Genomic DNA, 18,872 nt, shown 5'->3' with positions numbered 1-18,872 from the left:
ACCGGCGCCTGTTCGACGCCGGTTCCCGGTTTCGATGGGCTTAGACGCGCTCGAGAGCGATCGCAATGCCTTGGCCGACGCCGATGCACATTGTGGACAGCGAGTAGCGTCCGCCGGTTTCCTTGAGTTCCAGCGCGGCAGTGCCGGTAATGCGCGCACCGGTCATGCCGAGCGGATGGCCGAGAGCGATCGCCCCGCCATTGCGGTTCACACGAGGATCATCATCGGCAATCCCCAGTTCCCGGAGCACGGCAAGGCCTTGCGACGCGAAGGCTTCGTTGAGTTCGATGACGTCGAACTGGTCCTGCTTCATGTGAAGACGGGCCATCAACTTCTGGGATGCAGGCACAGGACCAATGCCCATGATGCGCGGTGGGACGCCGGCGGCGGCTCCCCCGAGAATTCGTGCGATCGGTCTCAGTCCGTATCTTTTCGCGGCAGCCTCGCTGGCGATCAAGAGAGCGGCGGCGCCGTCATTAACGCCGGAGCTGTTTCCTGCAGTGACCGTTCCGCCTTCCTTTCTGAAGGGCGTGGAGAGTTTCGCGAGTGCCTCCATCGTGGTTGCCCGCGGATGCTCGTCCTTGCCGACGACAATGGGATCGCCCTTGCGCTGCGGGATGGTCAAGGAGGTGATTTCTGTTGCGAGCCGACCGCTGGCCTGTGCGGCGGCGGCCTTGGCCTGGCTGCGGACAGCGAAGGTGTCCTGGTCTTCGCGCGAGACTTTGTAGTCGGCAGCGACATTCTCGCCGGTCTCCGGCATGGAATCGACGCCATATTGCTGTTTCATCAGCGGATTGACGAAACGCCAGCCAATCGTCGTGTCATAGATCTCGGCGTTGCGTGAGAAAGCCGTCTCAGCCTTCGGCATGACGAACGGCGCGCGCGACATGCTTTCGACGCCTCCAGCAATCATGAGGTCTGCCTCGCCGGCGCGGATCGCCCGGGCGGCGGCGATTACAGCGTCCATGCCCGAGCCGCAGAGCCGATTGATGGTGGTCCCTGACACGGACATGGGAAGGCCTGAGAGCAATATCGACATGCGGGCGACATTGCGGTTGTCCTCACCCGCCTGGTTGGCACACCCGAAAATCACGTCGTCAACCGCTTCCCAGTCGACGTCCCGGTTGCGCTCGGTGAGTGCCTTCAGTGGCGCCGCCCCGAGATCGTCGGCGCGAACCGATGACAGGGAGCCGCCGAAGCGGCCGATTGGCGTCCTGATGTAGTCACAAATGAAAGCGTCAGCCATTTATGCGGCCTCCTTGTTGCCCTGGTGGGCCTTCTTGGTACGTGTGTTGATGTCGCGGAGCGTTGCGAGTTCCGTCTCTGTCGGCACAGGCGTTTCGATTACCTGATCTGCGAAGCGGATTGCCCAGCCGCAATTGTCGGTGATCTGTTCGCGAGTGACGCCGTGATGGATAGAGACGACGGTGAGCTCCCTCGTCACCGGATCCGGCTCGAGGATGCAGAGATCGGTAATGACCCGGGTCGGTCCTTTTGTCTTCATCCCCAGACGCTCGCGGTGATTGCCGCCCTCGCCATGGCCCATGGAGGTGATGAAGGGGAGCTTCTCGACGAAACCACGCTTGGAAAGCGCCATGGTGATGAATATCTGCCCGCAATTGCTGGCAATTTCGGGTGCGCCACCGCCGCCTGGCAACCGGACCTTCGGATGATCGTAGGGACCGACAACAGTGGTGTTCAGATTGGCGAACCTGTCGATCTGCGCGCCGCCGAGAAAGCCTGTCGTGATGCGGCCGCCCTGCAGCCAGTAGCGAAACATCTCCGGCACGGAGACGGTAAACAGCGCGGTGTCGCAGAGCTCGCCATCGCCGATCGAAAGCGGCAAAACGTCGGGCTTGGTGCCAACCGTGCCGCTCTCGTAGATCAACGTGATGTCAGGGGCATGCGTCAGGCGGGCGACATTACAGGCGGCGGACGGCGCGCCGATGCCTACAAAGCATACGTCGTCGTTTGTGAGCGCGCGGGCTGCGGCAATGGTCATCATCTCAGTGGGGGTAAAGTCACTCATCCCGGGTCTCCTTACGCAACCTTCGTCGCATGCTTGGCAAAATCGTCAGGACTTGCCCGCAGGACATTTTCATCAATCCATGTCAGGAAGGCATCGCGTTCACGCGCGATCGCGTCCCATGCGATGTAGAAAGCATTCGAGCGGGCGTAGTAGCCTTGCGCATAGGACGGAAATGCTCCCCCCGGCACATGGGCAACTGACGTGACAGCCCAGCTAGGCAGCACGACGGAGTTCGGCGACGGCGGGTCGAGCTCGTCGACGATTTCCTCGACCGTCACGATCGAGCGTCGGGCGGCAAGGACTGCTTCCTTCTGGACGCCGACGATGCCTTCCAGGAGGACATTGCCCTTACGATCGGCGCGAAGCGCATGGATGATCGTGACATCGGGCCGAATGGCTGGAACGGCGGCAAGCACCTCGCCCGTGAAGGGGCATGTCACGGACCTGATGTTGGGATTGACTTTCGGAAGATCGGCGCCGAGGTAGCCACGGAACGTCGCAAACGGAAGGTTTGCGGCACCAGCCTCATAGGCGTTGGCCATCGCGGCATGACTATGCTCTTCGATTTCAAGCGGCCGGGGCCACTGGTTCTCCACCGCATCGCGAAAGCGGTGCAGGGAGCCGACGCCGGGGTTGCCGCCCCAGGAAAATTTCATGCCGCGCGCAGCACCTACACCGATTAGCTGGTCATAAATGATATCGGGTGTCATCCGGATCAGGAAGAGATCCTTCTTGCCCTGACGGATTACTTCGTGGCCGGCCGCGTAGGGAATAAGGTGGGTGAAGCCCTCCATGGCGACGGTGTCGCCATCCCTGACATTGTCGGCGACAGCTTCCTTCAACGATACGATCTTCGCCATATGGCCTCCCGCAGTGAGCTCTTGAATGCGGGTCAATAAGCGCCCTGCGACGGCAACCGTCAAATGTTTTTGTGCGCTATTTGACATTTGTTCGTATATCGCACAAATTGAAGCGAACGGAGGACGCCATGAGAGAGACCGACTTTGTCAGCGGGTTCGCACGGGGACTAAAGGTGATCGAGGCCTTTGAGGAGACGCGCCAGCGCCTGTCGATTGCGGAGGCCTCAAAGCTGACCGGGTTCGACCGCGCCACGGTGAGGCGGTCATTGCTGACGCTCGCCCAACTCGGCTATGCGGACTATGACGGCAAGTTCTTTGCTCTGACGCCAAGGATATTGAGGCTCGGGCATGCGTATCTTTCGGCGACGCCCTTGCCCGTTCTGATCCAGCCGCATCTTGACCAATTGTCCGAAAAGGCAGGCCAGAGCGCCTCTGCATCCGTCCTCGAAAATACCGAGGTTGTCTATATCGCGCGCGCTTCCCAGCGTCGTGTCATGTCGATCAACCTGACCCCCGGCAGCCGCCTGCCCGCCTACTGTGCGTCGATGGGCCGGGTCCTGCTTGCGGCACTGCCGGAGACGGAGGCAAGGGCAATCCTTTCCCGCACCGAGCTCAAGGCGAATACGAAGAATACCAAGACCGATATCGAGGAGTTGGTTGCCGAGTTCCGGCGCGTACGCGAACAGGGCTACGCCGTGATCGACCAGGAGCTGGAGATCGGACTTTGCTCGATTGCGGTGCCTGTCGAGAATAACGGGGGCCAGACCGTCGCTGCCATCAATATCGGAGCTCCGGCCGCCCACGTGCCGGCCGCCGACATGCCGGCACTGTATCTGCCGCTGCTGAAGGAGAGCCAACAGGCGCTGCGCTTGGTGCTGCGCTAGACCCCGAGCCTTGCGCGTTCCGCTATGCGCCAGGCGCGCGGGGTCCTGCCGGTCTCCTTCAGAAAGAACCGCGAGAAATAGGCAGGATCGGAGAAGCCAAGCCGATAGGCGATCTCCTGCACGTTGCCCGAGGTGAAGACGAGTTCGCGCTTCGCCTCATCGAGAAGCTTGCGCGCGATCAGTTCGTGAGGGCCAAGGCCGGTCGCAGCGCGCACGATGCGGTTCAGGTGCGTCGGCGAAATTCCGATTGCCCTGGCATAGAAGGCAGCCGGTTCATGCGATCGAAAATGCCGGTGGATGAGGTCTTGAAGCGCCTCGATACGTCGCTCGTTCTCGCTGGCAGCAGTATCGTCTTCCCGGACTTTGGAAGAAAGTCGTGCCGTCAGAAGCAGGGCCGATGTCAGATAGGATTCCAGGAGATCGTTGCGCCCGGCCCGCCGATGCGGGAATTCATGCCCGAGCCGCATCAGGCAGGCGGCGATATGCCCGGCATCCTCGTCATCCGGATCAAGCGAAGTCAGATGCGGCAATGCCATCCATGCACCAAGCCGGCTGCGGTCGCCCGGGATCGCCTTCAGATGCGAGTTCAAAACCGTGATGACGAAACCGTCGATATCCCTTGAGAACCGGAAGCCATGATCGACGCCAGGGGGAACCGTGATGACCGATCGCGGCCTGATCGGGTGCCAGAGGCTCTGGAACATCGCTTCTCCCGTACCGCCGGCAATGTACAGGATCTGAAAGAAACTGTCGTGGCGATGCGGTCGAATTTCAAAGTGATGCAGACTGCTGCGAGAGACGATAGTCTCGCAATGCAGCCAGAAATCCGGCTTTCCGGCGGCCATTTCGCCGTACAGCTCATATGTCGGAATATTCCGCGCCATCCCGGCCGCCTCCCTCAGCATGTTCGAACTGTGCAATCTGATGATGGAATTGTCCATTGCTGACCGCGCCTTGCATCGTCAAAATTTGACCAAAGGCAAGTGCGGGAGGAGAGCATGCGCACGAAGGTCGCCATCATCGGCTCGGGCCCGTCTGGCCTTCTTCTCGGGCAGCTTTTGACCGAGGCCGGCATCGACAACGTCATCGTGGACCGCGTCGGAAAAGACTACATTCTGGGCCGCGTTCGCGCCGGGGTATTGGAAGAAGGAACCGTCGGCCTGATCGACCAGGCGAAGGCCGGCGCCCGCATGCACGCTGAAGGCCTTCCGCATGAAGGATTCTCCCTTGCCTTCGACGGACGCGATCACCGCATCGATCTATCTGCCCTGACCGGCGGCAAGAAGGTCATGGTCTACGGTCAGACCGAACTGACCCGCGACCTGATGAAGCGACGCGAGGCAAGTGGGGCTGTGACAATCTACGAGACAGCGAATGTCCTCCTGCATGATTTCGATGGCGCCAGCCCTTACCTGACCTACGAGAAGGACGGCAGTTCTCATCGGATCGACTGCGATTTCATCGCCGGCTGCGATGGCTTCCACGGCGTCAGCCGCAAGGCGGCGCCGGAGCGATCGCTGCGCACGGTCGAGAAGGTCTATCCCTTCGGCTGGCTTGGAATACTGGCCGAGGTTGCCCCCGTCAGCCACGAACTGATCTACGCCAACCATGCCAGAGGCTTTGCGCTTTGTTCGATGCGCTCAACGCACCGCAGCCGCTATTACATCCAGTGTGCGCTGACCGAGAGGATTGAAGACTGGAGCGATGACAGGTTCTGGGACGAGCTTCGTCGTCGGCTCCCAATACACCATGCAGAGGCACTTCAGACGGCGCCCTCATTCGAAAAGTCGATCGCGCCGCTGCGTTCCTTCGTTGCCGAGCCGATGCGTTTCGGCCGAATGTTCCTGGTCGGCGATGCCGCCCACATCGTTCCGCCGACCGGTGCAAAAGGTCTCAATCTCGCCGCGAGCGACGTGCATTATCTCTTCTCGGGCCTCCTCGAACACTACCAGGATCGTTCGAACGCAGGCATCGACGCCTATTCCCAGCGAGCGCTTGCTCGGGTGTGGAAGGCGGTACGGTTCTCCTGGTGGATGACAACAATGATGCACCGGTTTCCCGACGCCGGTAACTTCGACCAAAGGATTCAGGAAGCCGAACTCGACTATCTGACGCATTCGAGAGCAGCAGCGACTGCGCTTGCGGAAAACTACGTCGGCCTTCCCTACTAGATCCCTTCCGACATCCACGGAAGGGTGCATGGAGAGCGGCGGTGGTAAATGCGTCCCACCGCTGCTCGCCCCGGTAACAGGGCCAGATGCGCGACTGAATGAGCGGTCGGCGATGCCCTGCACTGCGCAGTTGCTTTAGGAAAACAAAATTTCAACCAGGATCAACTGAGTGCCGTTTGGGAAGCGTCTCTCTTTCCCGTCGCGGGTCCTTAGCCCATTGGAGTCGGTGTTCCACGGGCTGTGCCGATAGTACGACAGCGGGATCGGTCTTATTGCATTGAAAGCGGAACGAGTGCTGCCCCGGCCCGGATCATGCCAAGGACGTCATCAGCCTTCTTCTGCGCAAACAGCAGTTTATCCATCGCAGCGTCTGAGCGCGAATGGTGTTCAGTTCTGAAGATGAACTTCATTCGGATCCGAGATCATACCTTGCGGAACTCAAGTTCGTAGACAACTTCCTCGCCAGTCTTCGGATCGACCCCGGGGGCGCCGCTGATCTTCAGCCTGTTGCCGTCGATTGAAAACGGACGGATCAGGTCGCTAACGCCCCAGGCGGGGTTCCAGCTTGCATCGACATGGTGCACGACGCGTCCGTTCTCGAAGGTGTAGGTGCCGGCGTAGGCGAGCATGGAATCGAACAGCGCAACCTTTTCCGCGTCAGTAGGCACCTCTCCCTTGATCGCCGGCCGCTCGCGGCTAACCACGACAGCCATCACCCTCCCATCCGGATGGTAGGAGAGATAGCCGACCGGATCCGGTCCCATCGCATTCGTGACCATTCCAGTCGCGACGGCCCGACGCGTCCAGGAAATCATTCGCCATGTCCCATGTAATGCGGCTGCACTTCCCATCGTCTGGCTCCCCGGCGCAGTTGCATGCGTGTCACGATAACACGCGGTCATTCCAGGGAACAGGCCGGCTAGGCTGCGGTTGCCTCGGTTGCCGCTTCACGGATGGTATGCATCAGGATCGACAGCGGCAGTGAGGGGATTTCATCGGTACGCATTGTCAGTCCGACCGGCCCTTGCGTCTCGCTCGTATCGATCGGCAGGACCGAAAGCAGGCCATCGGCAATGTCGGTGGCAACGACGCCCGTCGAAATGATCCAGATGGCATCGCTCGTGCGCACGAAGGCGCGCCCGAAGGAATCCGAAACCGTTTCGATCTGGTTCGGCAGGCTAGCGACTCCGTTGGCGATCAGGAAGCTTTCGACGAAGGGGCGGATGATTGATGCCCGCGTCGGCATCAGCACCGTGTACTCGCTGAGGCTCGAAAACAGCGATTGTCTGGTCTTCAGCAGCGGATGACCCGCCCGAACGGCGAACACCACCTTTTCCGAATAGAGATGCTCGAAGGAAAACCCGGCCATTTTCTCGGCCCCGGCAAGCCGGCCGACGACAAGGTCAAGGTCGCCCACGCGCAGCTGCTCGAGAAGAACCGCATTCTCGCCCGTGACGATCTTGATGCGGCTCCAGGTGTTTTCCTTGAGAAACAGCTCCATCGCTCGCGGCATGATGCGCGTCGACACTGTTGGCAGTGCCCCAATGCGGATTGGCGGCGCTTCCCCGAAGCGTTCCTGACTGACCGAATCGAGACCCTGGCGAAGCGCGGTCAGTGCTGCGCCCGCATGCCTGAGAAACACATCGCCGTAACGGGTGATCCTGATGCTGCGACCATCGCGCTCGAAAACGGCAACGCCCAGCACCTCTTCCAGTTCGCGGATCGTCTTCGTCACAGCGGGTTGGCTGACATTCAGGAGATCAGCCGCCTTCATGACGCTTTTCTGGCGCGCGACCTCGACAAATGTCTGCAGATGACGAAACTTGACCCGGTTGTCGATCATGGTTCTCATAACTTGTGGGTTATCGGAATGCCATGAAATATCATTTTACCTAACCAGATTAAACATCCAATTTGATCCCGGGCCCGCGCAGATCCTCCATCAAGTCGACCCGCGGCTTGCCCGGGATTGCCGTAGGGAGGAGAAAGCCGTGCAGTTTGCCCGCATCAACGACATCGCGATCCACTACCAGCTGATCGGCGGCCCCGCCGACAAGCCGGTCATCGTCTTTTCCAATTCGCTCGGCACCGATTTCCGCATCTGGCGGGATGTGATCGTGCGCCTGGCCGGTGACTACGGGATCATTGTCTACGACAAGCGTGGGCACGGACTTTCTGACGTTGGCCAGGTTCCCTATTCGATCGAAGACCATGCCTCTGACCTTGCTGGCCTGCTCGAGCTTCTATCGGTCAGGAAGGCGATCATCTGCGGACTTTCCGTCGGCGGACTGATCGCGCAGGCGCTCTACAGCACGCGGCCGGACCTCGTGCAGGGACTGATCCTTTGCGATACCGCGCACAAGATCGGCACGGCCGAGAGCTGGAACGCAAGGATTGCGACGGTCAAAAGCAAGGGCATCGAAAGCATCGTCGACGGCGTCATGAAGCTCTGGTTCACCCCGGCCTTCAGGCGGCCGGAGAACACCGCCTACCGCGGCTACCACAACATGCTCGTTCGCCAGCCCGTCGAGGGATACATCGCCACCTGCGAGGCCATCCGCGATGCCGACTACACCGATGCTGCGGCAAAGATCACGGTGCCGACGCTCTGTGTCGTCGGGGAAGAGGACGGGTCAACTCCGCCTGATCTGGTGAAGTCGACTGCAAAACTCATTCCTGGCGCGCGCTTCGAGGTCATTCACGACGCCGGTCATATCCCCTGTGTAGAGCAGCCCGAGGCCCTGGCGGTCTTGATCCGGGCATTCATCGATAGCGCATTGCATGGAGAAACGAGCCCATGAACGAACCCCACCAGCCCTCAGAACGGTTTGAGCAGGGGATGGCCACGCGCCGCGCCGTCCTCGGTGATGCCCATGTCGACCGGGCCGAGGCAAACGCTACTCCGTTCGACAAGCCGTTCCAGGACCTGATCACGGAAGCTGCCTGGGGACATGTCTGGTCGCGCACGACCTTGTCGCGTCGCGAGCGGTCGATCGTCACCATCGCTCTGCTTGCAGCACTCGGTCAGGACGACGAGGTGGCGATGCATGTGCGTGCCACCGAAAACACCGGCGCATCGCGCGACGATATTTGCGAGGCGCTGCTGCATGTGGCGATCTACGCCGGTGTCCCGGCCGCCAATCACGCAATCAAGATTGCCAAGCACGTGTTCGAACAGATGGACGCCGGAACGGCAGTCCGAAAGGCTTAAGGGATGTCCGACCTCACCAATCGCAAGCCGGAAACAGGCGCCTTCTTTGCCCGTGACCGGGCTTGGCATGCACCAGCCCTCACGCCGGGCTACAAGACCTCCGTCCTGCGCTCGCCGCAGCGCGCGCTCCTGTCGCTCGAAGGAACGATCTCCGAGATAACTGGCCCGGTCTTCGGGCAATCGATGATCGGCGAGCTCGACAACGATCTGATCCACAACTATGCCCGGCCGGGTGAAAGTGCGATCGGCGAGCGTATCGTCGTCCACGGCCGTGTCCTCGATGAGCGCGCGCGCCCGGTACCGGGTGCCCTCGTCGAGTTCTGGCAGGCCAACGCCGGCGGCCGTTACCGACACAAGAAGGAAACCTACCTTGCCGCGATCGACCCGAACTTTGGCGGTTGCGGGCGCTGTGTAACGGACGACGAGGGGCGCTATGCCTTCAGGACCGTTCGCCCCGGCGCCTATCCGTGGCCGAATGGGGTCAATGACTGGCGGCCGGCCCATATCCATTTCTCGATCTTCGGCCACGGCTTTGCCCAGCGCCTGATCACCCAGATGTATTTCGAGGGGGATCCGATGATCTGGAAATGTCCGATCGTGGGCACCATCCCCGACAAGCGCGCCATCGAGCAGTTGATTGCGCCGCTCGACTGGGGCAACACGATCCCGATGGACGCTCGCGCCTACAAGTTCGACATCGTGCTGCGCGGACGCCGCTCGACGATGTTCGAAAACCGCCCGGAGGGAAACTGATGGTACAGGAACTCGGCTACCTCAAGGAAACGCCGTCGCAGACGGCGGGCCCTTACGTTCACATCGGGCTCACCCCCAACTTCTGTGCGATCGAAGGGGTCTACGACACCGACCTCGGCACGGTCATGGTCAACGACAAGACGCTCGGCGAGCGCATCACGGTGACAGGCCGCGTGTTCGACGGTGCGGGCGCGCTGGTGCGCGATGCCGTCATCGAAATCTGGCAGGCCGACAGCGCCGGCCTCTACAACAGCCCCTCGGAAATGCGCGGCACTGCCGATCCGAACTTTACCGGTTGGGGCCGGTGCGCAACCCGCGCGGAGGATGGCGTCTTCACCTTCGAAACCGTCAAGCCAGGTGTCGTCCCGTTCAGGGACGGACGAAAGATGGCACCGCACCTAACCGTCTGGATTGTCGCTCGCGGCATCAACATCGGCCTGCACACGCGCATGTATTTTCCCGAGGAGGTCGAGGCGAACCAGGCAGACCCGCTGCTCTTGCGCATCGAGCACCGGGACCGTGTCGATACACTGATCGCGACGAGGGAGGGGTCGACATTGACCTTCGATATCCGTCTCCAGGGCGAGCGGGAGACCGTGTTCCTCGATATTTGAGGAAGGGAACCACAGATGACCGTCTCAGCCTTTGACCACCCTTTGCTGTCCGGGCTTCTCGGCGACGAAGAAATTGGCCACTATTTTTCGGTAGAGACCGATATCAGCACCATGCTTGCCTTCGAGGCTGCATTGGCAAAGGCCGAAGCGGCCGAGGGCCTCATTCCGCATGAAGCTGCCCACCACATCGGCGACGCCTGCAAGACCTTCAGGCCGGATTTTCTGGAGCTGAGGGTCGCGACAGCCCGCGACGGCGTGGTCGTTGCCGATCTCGTCAAACAGCTCCGGAAGGTCGTTGGCGATCCCTATTCCGAGTTCGTGCATCTCGGCGCCACCAGCCAGGACGTCATCGACACCAGCCTCATGGTCCGCCTGAAGGCTGTCGCCTTCCTGCTATCCAACCGGCTCTCTGACCTGTCGACCGCGTTTGACAATCTCGACAGGTCCTTTGGACACAATCCGCTGATGGGGCGGACGCGCATGCAGGCGGCGATAAAGATTACCGTTTCGGATCGCATCTGCGCCTGGCGGGCACCCATCGACTGCTATCGCGACAGGTTGACCGAGCAGCGTCTGCCCTTGCAGTTCGGGGGTGCCGCGGGCACGCTGGACAGGCTGGATGACAGGGCAGATGCGATCCGCGCGACCCTTGCCAGGGAAATCGGCCTTTCCGACATCCCGCAATGGCAAAGCCAGCGCGCTGTCATTGCCGACTATGCGGGTCTGCTGTCGCTGATCTCGGGCAGCCTCGGTAAGTTCGGCCAGGATGTCGCGCTGCTTGCGCAGGCGGGCGACGAGATCGAGCTTTCGGGCGGAGGCGGCTCCTCCGCCATGGCGCACAAGCAGAACCCGGTGGCTGCGGAAGCATTGGTGGCGCTTGCGCGGTTCAATGCAACCCTGCTGTCTGGATGCCACCAGTCGCTGGTGCACGAACAGGAGCGCTCGGGTGCTGCCTGGATGCTGGAATGGTTGATCCTGCCGCAAATGGTTATGGCATCGGCCGCATCCCTTCGGCTCGGCCTTCAACTGGCAGGAACTATCGAAAGGATCGGCGCGAAACCATAACCCCTGAACTATGATTTGCGGCTTTTATTTCATTTTACATCACCGTTTTGGGTGAGACACTATCGCCACGGTTTTGGCTCTTTGCTAATCCGGCGTGGGAGTGCGCCATCGTTATTGGGAGGATTTTATGAAACGGTTTGTCCTGGCTGCCGTCGCGGCGATCGTCATGAGCACGGCGGCCTATGCAGAGACCATCAAGGTTGGCGTGGTCGGTCCGTTCTCGGGTCCGTTTGCCCTGCAGGGTAAGAATTTCAAGGCCGGCATTGACGCCTATATGGCGATCAACGGCGCCAAGGTCGCAGACAACACCGTCGAGGTGATCTATCGCGACCTGCCGGCCGCCGATCCCGCGCAGTCGAAGGCCCTGGCGCAGGAACTGGTGGTCAAGGAGAAGGTGCAGTACCTTGCTGGCTTCTATTTCACGCCCGACGCCATGGCCGTGGCACCGATCCTGAAGCAGGCGAACACGCCGCTCGTGATCATGAATGCGGCAACATCGGCCATCGTCACGAAGAGCCCACTGGTGGTGCGCACGTCGTTCACCACGTGGCAGACCTCGACACCGATCGCCAAGGTTGCCCATGACGACGGCGTCAGCAAAGTTATTTCGGTGGTCAGCGATTATGGTCCGGGCGTCGATGCCGAGAACGCCTTCAAGGCTGCCTTCGAGAAGGAAGGCGGCAGGGTCGTCGAGGCGATCCGCATGCCGCTCTCGACCAATGATTTCAGTCCTATCATGCAGCGGATCAAGGACTCGGGCGCCCAAGGGGTGTTTGCGTTCCTGCCCTCAGGCCCGACTACGCTCGGCTTCGTCAAGGCCTACAACGAGAACGGCCTCAAGGCTGCCGGCATCAAGTTCTTTGCTCCTGGCGACCTGACGCAGGAATCCGACCTTCCGGCCCTCGGCGATGCCGCTCTCGGCATCAAGACGACCTTCCATTATGCCGTCTCGCACGACTCGCCCGAGAACAAGGCCTTCGTCGAGGCTGCGGCAAAGGCGATCGGCAACAAGGCGGAACTCTCCTTTCCAGCCGTCGGTGCTTATGACGGCATGAATGTCATCTACAAGATGATCGAGGCAACCGGCGGCAAGCAGGATGCGGCCAAGGCCGTCGAAGCGGTCAAAGGCCTGACCTGGGTCAGCCCGCGCGGTCCGGTAACGATCGATCCCGAGAGCCGCCATATCACACAGAACATCTACCTGCGCGAGGTGACGAAGGCCGACGATGGCACCTATTACAACAAGGAGATCCAGACGTTCGAAAAGCAGGGCGACCCTGGCCTTGCGGCCGCCAAGTAAAGGCCTTTGATCCTGCGGCCGGAGAGGAAAGTCTGCAGCGCAAAAGCTGCAGGCGGGCTTGCCTGCCGCGCCCAAACAGCATCGGGATAGCCTCATGCAAACTGTCTTCAGCATAGCCGTCGATGCGCTCGCCTATGGCATGGTACTGTTCGTCATCTCGATCGGTCTGTCGGTGACGATGGGGTTGATGCGGGTCGTCAATCTCGCGCACGGCGCATTCGCCATGATCGGCGGCTACATTGCCTCCTATGCTGCGCGCGACCTCGGGCTTGGCTACGGCATCGCTGTCCTTCTGGCGGTTGTCGGCACCGTCATTATCGCGGTTCCTATCGAACGCTTTCTGTACCGGCGCATCTACGGAGCGCCTGAGCTGACGCAGGTGCTGATGACCATCGGCATCACCTTCTGCATCATAGGCATTGCCAACTATGTGTTCGGCCCGACGCTGAAGACGATCCCCCTGCCGCAAGATCTTCAGGGCTCGGCCGATCTCGGGTTCCGGACAATTCCCGTTCACCGACTCTTCGCGATTTTCTGCGGGCTCGCTGTCGCCGCCGGTCTCTGGTATGCGATTGAAAGAACCAGCTTCGGGGTCAAGCTGCGCGCCTCCGTCGACAATGCCGCCATGGCGGCTGCACTCGGGGTGCGCACCGAAATCATCTATGCCTTAAGTTTTGCCGTTGCCGTCGGCCTTGCCGCCTTCGGCGGCGTGGTCGGCGCGGAACTGCTGCCCGTCGAACCCTACTATGCCCTGAGGTACATGGTGACCTTCCTTGTCGTCGTCTCGGTCGGCGGCGCGGGCTCGATCCCCGGCGCACTCATTGCCTGCCTGCTTCTCGGTGCTGTCGACACGACCGGGCGTTACCTCATGCCGGAATTCGGCGAATTCTTCTTCTACCTCGCGGTCATCGCCATCATCTGCATCTTTCCGCGTGGCCTTGCGGGGAGGATGAAATAGATTGGCTGCCGTCATGAACACCGAAAGAGCCCTGCTTGCTCAAGCCCGCCCGCGCCGTCAGGCGGGACGGGATCTGGCGGGCGTTGCCGTCATTACCATTGCTGCCGTCATCGGCTACCTGCTTTTCCCAGACAATCTGGCCCTGCTCACCCGCATCGTCGCAGTCGCCCTGCTTGTCCTGTCGCTTGACCTCGTCACCGGCTATTGTGGCATCGCGACGCTCGGCCATGCAGCCCTCTTCGGATCGGGCGCATATGCGGCCGGCATCCTGTCGGCGCACTACGGCATCAATGATCCCCTGCTGATGACGCTGGCAGGCGTCCTCGGCGGCGCGCTCGCCGGGCTCGTCAGCGGCGTGGTCATCCTGCGTGGCCATGGCCTTCCCCAACTGGTGCTGTCTATCGCCCTCATCCATCTCTTCCACGAATTCGCCAACAAGACATCAAGCTGGACCGGCGGCAGTGATGGCCTGTCCGGCATTTCCGCTGACCCGATCTTCGGTACGTTCGAATTCGATCTCTACGGCCACACCGCCTATGTTTTCGCGATCGTCCTGCTTGTTCTCGTCTTCGTGCTTCTGCGCCTTCTCGTACGCTCGCCCTTCGGCATGTTGTGTCGCGGGATCAAGGAGGATCCGGTGCGCATCCGCGCCATGGGTGCCTCGCCGAAGGCAGCGCTGTTGAAGATGTACGTCGTCTCCGGCGCCGTTGCGGGCGTCGGAGGGGCATTGAACGCCATCACCACGCAGGTGGTTGGTCTGGACAGTCTCTCCTTCACGCTGTCGGCCGAATCGCTGGTCATGCTTGTCCTCGGTGGAACGGGCTCGCTGTTCGGCGCGCTTTCGGGAACCGTCATCTTCATGCTGTTTGAGGACTATGTCTCGGCGGCAAACCCGTTTCACTGGCTGACCATGGTGGGCGTGCTTTTGATCGCGGTGGTCCTGTTTGCGCCGAAGGGGCTTTACGGTTCCGTTGCAGCCCTGCTCGGCCGCAGAAGGGAGGCGGGAGAATGAGCGCCGTCTTCGAAGTCATCAACCTCAGGAAGTCCTTCGGCGGGCTTGCTGTGACGAACGACGTCTCCCTGTCGATGGAGCCAGGCGACCGGGTGGCGCTGATCGGACCAAACGGCGCGGGAAAGACCACTTTCGTCAATCTGGTGACGGGCAATCTGAAGCCCGATTCCGGAGATGTCCGGCTTGCTGGCGAAATCGTCACCAGGGTTGGCGCCAACGGCCGCGTCCAGCGTGGCCTGGTTAGATCCTTCCAGGTCACCCGGCTGTTCCTGGAGATGACGCCCGCCGAGCACGTTGCCCTTGCCATCCTCCAGCGCCGCAGACGTTCTGGTCGCATGTTCGGGAATTTCCTTTCCATGCCTGATGTGATGGACGAGGTGAATGACCTTCTTTCCACACTCGGCATTGCGCATCTGATGCACCGCAGGGTGAACGAGATCGCCTATGGCCAGCAACGGCTTCTCGAAATCGCCGTTGCCATGGCTCTCAGGCCGAAGGTACTGCTCCTCGACGAGCCGGCGGCCGGCGTTCCCCAAAGCGATACCGGACGGATCGAGCAGGCGCTCGCCGACCTGCCCGCCGATCTCGCCGTCCTGATGATCGAGCACGACATGGACCTCGTCTTCCGCTTCGCCAAACGCGTCGTCGTCCTCGCTGCAGGCGCGATCATCTTCGACGGGTCGCCCGCTGACGTCACCAAGGATGCCTGCGTTCGCGAGGCCTATCTCGGGAGCTATGCCAATGCCAGCCACGCCGCTTGACGTCGAGAACCTGTCGGCCGGCTATGGGCCGACCCGCGTCCTCGAAAACGTTTCGTTCAAGGTTCCGGCCGGCGCACGCCTTGCGATCCTCGGTCGAAACGGCATGGGAAAGACGACGCTGCTTGCCACACTTGCCGGCCAGACCAGGCGCTACGCGGGCACGATCCGCATCGGTGCTACCGATGTGACCGCAATGGCGAGTGCAGCACGCGCCCACACCGGACTGGGCTACGTGCCGCAGGCACGATGCATCTTCCCGACATTGACCGTGGAGGAAAACCTTTTCGTCGGATTGAAGGGGCGCCCGAGAAGCGCACTGGAGGAAGCCTACGGGATGTTCCCACGCCTGAAGGAGCGGCGCCGCAACCTCGGCGGTCAGCTCTCGGGCGGCGAACAGCAGATGCTATCGACGGCACGCAGCATTCTCGGCCGGCCGTCGGTGCTTCTGCTCGACGAGCCGCTTGAGGGGCTGGCGCCCGTCATCTGCGAGGAGCTGATGACGGCCTTCGCCGAGCTGGCACGCACGGGCGACATGACAATCCTGCTTGTCGAGCAGCGGATCCAGAGCGCGCTTGACTTTGCCGACCATGTGATCGTCCTCGAACGCGGCCGCCTGGCGTTTACCGGTGCGCCGCAAACGTTGCTTGAGGATCAGGATGCAGTTGAGCGTCTTCTAGGTGTCGGCGGGTTGCACTGAGACGACGGCGGCATCCGGCGAAGATCGATACTGCCGTGATCCGGTAAGACGAATGGGTAAGGAGCCGGGATTTGTATTTTCAGGGCCGAGCAACCATTTAATGCAGGAAGGCTGCGGAACCCTGCCGCGTCCCTTGCCGGGCATCAGGGTCCGTTTACCGAATACAAACCATAGGCAGTTGCTTTCCGGAACGAAAACAGATTGCTTAGGAAAATCTACCACTTCACCGGATAGGGTTAGAAACGGTACCAACGACACAGGGAAGTCCATGGAAAACAACGCGTCGCTTGCTAATCGTGATAGGATTACGATAGCGTTGTTAGGTCGGCCCATTTTGAAAACGCGATGAGTAAAGATCAGTTTCAGGTAAAGTTTTGGGGCGTTCGCGGCAGCATCCCGGTCTCGGGTCCCGAATTCGTCCGCTACGGTGGCAACACCTCGTGCATCGAAATCCGCTGCGGTGAATACCGGATGATCTTCGACGCCGGATCGGGCGTACGCGAAGCCGGCCTTGCCATGCTCAGCGAGGACGTCCACAACGTCGACCTGTTCTTCAGCCACTGCCACTACGACCACATCATTGGCCTGCCGTTCTTCAAGGCGATCTACTACCCGACCATCGATCTGACGATCTGGTCGGGGCACCTGGACGGCAAGATGAGCACGCGCGAGATGATCGAGCAGTTCATCAGCCCGCCATGGTTCCCTGTGAAGACCGACATCTGCCAGGCGACGATGAACTTCCGCGATTTTCATGCCGGCCAGACGCTGGAACCGCGTCCCGGCGTCAAGATCAAGACCTACACACTGAACCATCCGGGTGGGGCGATCGGTTACCGCGTCGAGTGGAACGGTCGCTCGGTCGCACTGATTTACGACATCGAGCATATCCCGGGCGTTCATGATCCGGTTGCGCTGGAGATGATGAAGGACGCCGACCTCGTCGTCTACGATTGCACCTACAACGAAGACGAGATGCAGCGTTTCAAGGGTTTCGGCCATTCCACCTGGGAACACGGCGTCGAACTCGCGAAGATGGCGGGCGCCAAGAAGTTCGCGCTTTTCCATCATGCGCCCTCGCGCACGGACACACAGCTGGATCAGATGGAATGCGATGCCAGGGCGGAATTTTCGGGCGCCTTTGCGGCGCATGACAATCAGCTCGTCGAGATCTGAGCTAATCAAAGCGCGCGGCGCATCTCGGGACCCGTTCGCTGGTCGGTATCGATGGGGAGCGCTTGCATGGCATGCAAGAGGCCAGTGGTTCGATCCCGCTTAGCTCCACCAAATTCTTGCCTGTAAAATCAATTCCATATGGATTGGCTTGGGTCGTGACGAAAAATTGACTTCGTTCCGGGGAAGCACCAGGGAAGTACAAGCGCTGATGTCTGAAATCAGTATCCTCCTCTGTGCTCATATAGTCGGCGCGCGAAGCTACGGAATGACAAAAATCCAGAAATGGATTCAGCGCATTAGCGGAAATGCAAGCTTTTCAGTAATTGAAACTTATAGAAACGTATGTACATTGACTACACATGATCGTATTCGAACGTTCATCAAGTACGTCGCACAAATCAAAATCAACTGTGCGATTGATGGAGAAGTATGATGTCCGCTCTTAGGAAAACCAAAACCGTCAATCTTCGGATTGAACCGGAAACGCATGATCTAATTGCACGTGCTGCTGGGGTTTGTGGAAAGAGCATAACTGCGTTCATGACCGAAGCCTCTGTGTATGCCGCGCAAGAAGAGTTGCTAGATCAACGATTCATAGGCGTTTCCGCTGACGTGTTTGAAGCTGTAAGTGAGCAGCTTGCTGCTCCAGGCGTCGCCAGAGACAACTTGGTCAAGCTTTTTCAGATCAAAGTAGATTGGATGGACTGACGTTTGCCGTATCGGAAACCTTGCCCTATTGCAAATCAGCACATCATTGAGGGCTTCTCGTCGGGGAAGCCCTCCTTGGATTCGTGGCTAAAGGAAATGGCCTTACATAATCAGGAGCAGGGATACACCCGTACATTTGTAATTGCGGACGAAAACTTCAAAGTCGTAGGTTACCATTCGGTTTGTGCGGGCATGATACACCGAAGCGATGTTTCCCGATCGGTGAAGGGGTCAAAAGCTCCCACCGAAATTCCGATTGCAGTTCTAGCCCGACTTGCGGTCGATGCCGAACATCAAGGTAATGGCCTTGGAAAAGCGCTCCTCAGAAACGCGCTCATGAGTGTGGTGTCCGCCGCGCAAGTAGTCGCTTTTCGCGCCGTGATAATCCACGCTCTCGATGATGAGGCCGTCACTTTCTATAAAAAATTCGGCTTTCAGGAGACGAAGAACATGGAGCGGCGTCTCATTCTGCCGACTAAGGACATGGCAGCTTCTCTGAACGAGGCCACAGGCTAACACCACGCAGAAAGCGCACCCATTCTGTCCCTGGTTGCTGATCTGGACGCGTTTCTGAGTGCCGATAACCTTTAACTTTCAGGAACCTAGGATTAGTCGATCTGTGGTCTTCTAGGAGCCGCGGCCCTCCTGCGGCTTCGCTTTGCGCTTTGCGGGC

The 18,872-nt window shown here is 60.2% G+C and carries 21 protein-coding genes; 15 read left to right on the top strand and 6 right to left on the bottom strand.

The window, feature by feature from the left end:
* Positions 1-40: 40 nt before the first annotated feature.
* The 3 genes from pcaF to FHX16_RS25155 are packed head-to-tail and all read right to left on the bottom strand — an operon-like array spanning position 41 to position 2,889.
* On the bottom strand, positions 41-1,246 hold the full coding sequence (gene pcaF / locus FHX16_RS25165) for a 3-oxoadipyl-CoA thiolase (RefSeq protein WP_183757304.1): 1,206 nt from the start codon (positions 1,244-1,246) through the stop codon (positions 41-43).
* Positions 1,247-2,029: a CoA-transferase subunit beta gene (locus FHX16_RS25160; RefSeq protein WP_183757305.1), complete on the bottom strand. Its 783-nt coding sequence runs from the start codon at positions 2,027-2,029 to the stop codon at positions 1,247-1,249.
* 11 nt (positions 2,030-2,040) lie between these two features.
* Positions 2,041-2,889, bottom strand: coding sequence for a CoA transferase subunit A (locus FHX16_RS25155; RefSeq protein ID WP_183757306.1), 849 nt, complete (start codon positions 2,887-2,889; stop codon positions 2,041-2,043).
* A gap of 128 nt (positions 2,890-3,017) precedes the next feature.
* Here FHX16_RS25155 and FHX16_RS25150 point away from each other — a divergent pair, with 128 nt between their 5' ends.
* Positions 3,018-3,773 (top strand): IclR family transcriptional regulator C-terminal domain-containing protein, encoded by a 756-nt coding sequence (locus FHX16_RS25150; RefSeq protein ID WP_259130963.1) that lies wholly within the window; start codon positions 3,018-3,020, stop codon positions 3,771-3,773.
* On the opposite strand, the gene FHX16_RS25145 is transcribed toward FHX16_RS25150, so the two are convergent.
* Positions 3,770-4,657 (bottom strand): helix-turn-helix domain-containing protein, encoded by an 888-nt coding sequence (locus FHX16_RS25145; protein WP_259131017.1) that lies wholly within the window; start codon positions 4,655-4,657, stop codon positions 3,770-3,772. The genes FHX16_RS25150 and FHX16_RS25145 overlap by 4 nt on opposite strands.
* A 114-nt stretch (positions 4,658-4,771) precedes the next feature.
* On the opposite strand from FHX16_RS25145, the gene pobA reads away from it, so the two are divergent.
* Positions 4,772-5,944, top strand: coding sequence for a 4-hydroxybenzoate 3-monooxygenase (gene pobA, locus FHX16_RS25140; RefSeq protein WP_259130961.1), 1,173 nt, complete (start codon positions 4,772-4,774; stop codon positions 5,942-5,944).
* Positions 5,945-6,366: 422 nt separating this feature from the next.
* On the opposite strand, the gene FHX16_RS25135 is transcribed toward pobA, so the two are convergent.
* Positions 6,367-6,795, bottom strand: coding sequence for a lipocalin-like domain-containing protein (locus FHX16_RS25135; RefSeq protein ID WP_183757310.1), 429 nt, complete (start codon positions 6,793-6,795; stop codon positions 6,367-6,369).
* Positions 6,796-6,863: 68 nt separating this feature from the next.
* On the bottom strand, positions 6,864-7,787 hold the full coding sequence (gene pcaQ, locus FHX16_RS25130) for a pca operon transcription factor PcaQ (protein WP_259130959.1): 924 nt from the start codon (positions 7,785-7,787) through the stop codon (positions 6,864-6,866).
* A 148-nt stretch (positions 7,788-7,935) separates the two neighbouring features.
* Here pcaQ and pcaD point away from each other — a divergent pair, with 148 nt between their 5' ends.
* From pcaD to FHX16_RS25065, 13 genes are all read left to right on the top strand, one after another.
* Positions 7,936-8,745, top strand: coding sequence for a 3-oxoadipate enol-lactonase (gene pcaD, locus FHX16_RS25125; RefSeq protein WP_183757312.1), 810 nt, complete (start codon positions 7,936-7,938; stop codon positions 8,743-8,745).
* Positions 8,742-9,155 carry a 4-carboxymuconolactone decarboxylase gene (gene pcaC, locus FHX16_RS25120; RefSeq protein WP_183757313.1) on the top strand — a complete coding sequence of 138 codons (414 nt, stop codon included), beginning with the start codon at positions 8,742-8,744 and terminating at the stop codon, positions 9,153-9,155. Before pcaD ends, pcaC begins: the two co-directional genes overlap by 4 nt.
* Positions 9,156-9,158: 3 nt before the next feature.
* Positions 9,159-9,908, top strand: a complete 750-nt coding sequence (pcaH, locus tag FHX16_RS25115) for a protocatechuate 3,4-dioxygenase subunit beta (protein WP_183757314.1) — start codon at positions 9,159-9,161, stop codon at positions 9,906-9,908.
* A complete protein-coding gene (pcaG, locus tag FHX16_RS25110; RefSeq protein WP_259130955.1) occupies positions 9,908-10,522 on the top strand; it encodes a protocatechuate 3,4-dioxygenase subunit alpha in 615 nt (204 codons plus the stop codon). The genes pcaH and pcaG overlap by 1 nt, the downstream gene beginning before the upstream one ends.
* Before the next feature lie 15 nt (positions 10,523-10,537).
* Positions 10,538-11,587, top strand: coding sequence for a 3-carboxy-cis,cis-muconate cycloisomerase (locus FHX16_RS25105; protein ID WP_259130953.1), 1,050 nt, complete (start codon positions 10,538-10,540; stop codon positions 11,585-11,587).
* Positions 11,588-11,714: 127 nt separating this feature from the next.
* Positions 11,715-12,887: an ABC transporter substrate-binding protein gene (locus FHX16_RS25100; protein WP_259130951.1), complete on the top strand. Its 1,173-nt coding sequence runs from the start codon at positions 11,715-11,717 to the stop codon at positions 12,885-12,887.
* A 94-nt stretch (positions 12,888-12,981) separates the two neighbouring features.
* The gene (locus tag FHX16_RS25095) at positions 12,982-13,845 is read left to right on the top strand and encodes a branched-chain amino acid ABC transporter permease (protein ID WP_183757318.1); all 864 of its coding nucleotides are present in this window, start codon (positions 12,982-12,984) and stop codon (positions 13,843-13,845) included.
* 1 nt (position 13,846) lies between these two features.
* A complete protein-coding gene (locus FHX16_RS25090) occupies positions 13,847-14,857 on the top strand; it encodes a branched-chain amino acid ABC transporter permease (RefSeq protein WP_405049318.1) in 1,011 nt (336 codons plus the stop codon).
* Entirely contained in the window at positions 14,854-15,618 is a 765-nt protein-coding gene (locus FHX16_RS25085) for an ABC transporter ATP-binding protein (protein ID WP_183757320.1), read from the top strand. Before FHX16_RS25090 ends, FHX16_RS25085 begins: the two co-directional genes overlap by 4 nt.
* Complete coding sequence (locus tag FHX16_RS25080; RefSeq protein WP_183757321.1) at positions 15,599-16,315, top strand: ABC transporter ATP-binding protein; 717 nt, start codon at positions 15,599-15,601, stop codon at positions 16,313-16,315. The genes FHX16_RS25085 and FHX16_RS25080 overlap by 20 nt, the downstream gene beginning before the upstream one ends.
* Positions 16,316-16,660: 345 nt before the next feature.
* Entirely contained in the window at positions 16,661-17,491 is an 831-nt protein-coding gene (locus tag FHX16_RS25075) for an MBL fold metallo-hydrolase (RefSeq protein WP_183757322.1), read from the top strand.
* A gap of 429 nt (positions 17,492-17,920) precedes the next feature.
* Positions 17,921-18,199: a DUF1778 domain-containing protein gene (locus FHX16_RS25070; RefSeq protein WP_259130947.1), complete on the top strand. Its 279-nt coding sequence runs from the start codon at positions 17,921-17,923 to the stop codon at positions 18,197-18,199.
* Between the two features lie 75 nt (positions 18,200-18,274).
* Complete coding sequence (locus tag FHX16_RS25065) at positions 18,275-18,715, top strand: GNAT family N-acetyltransferase (RefSeq protein WP_259130945.1); 441 nt, start codon at positions 18,275-18,277, stop codon at positions 18,713-18,715.
* Positions 18,716-18,872: the final 157 nt, after the last annotated feature.

Source organism: Rhizobium sp. BK661 (genome assembly GCF_024808825.1).
Taxonomy (GTDB): Bacteria; Pseudomonadota; Alphaproteobacteria; order Rhizobiales; family Rhizobiaceae; genus Rhizobium.
This window is presented reverse-complemented; position numbering and strand designations above follow the sequence as displayed.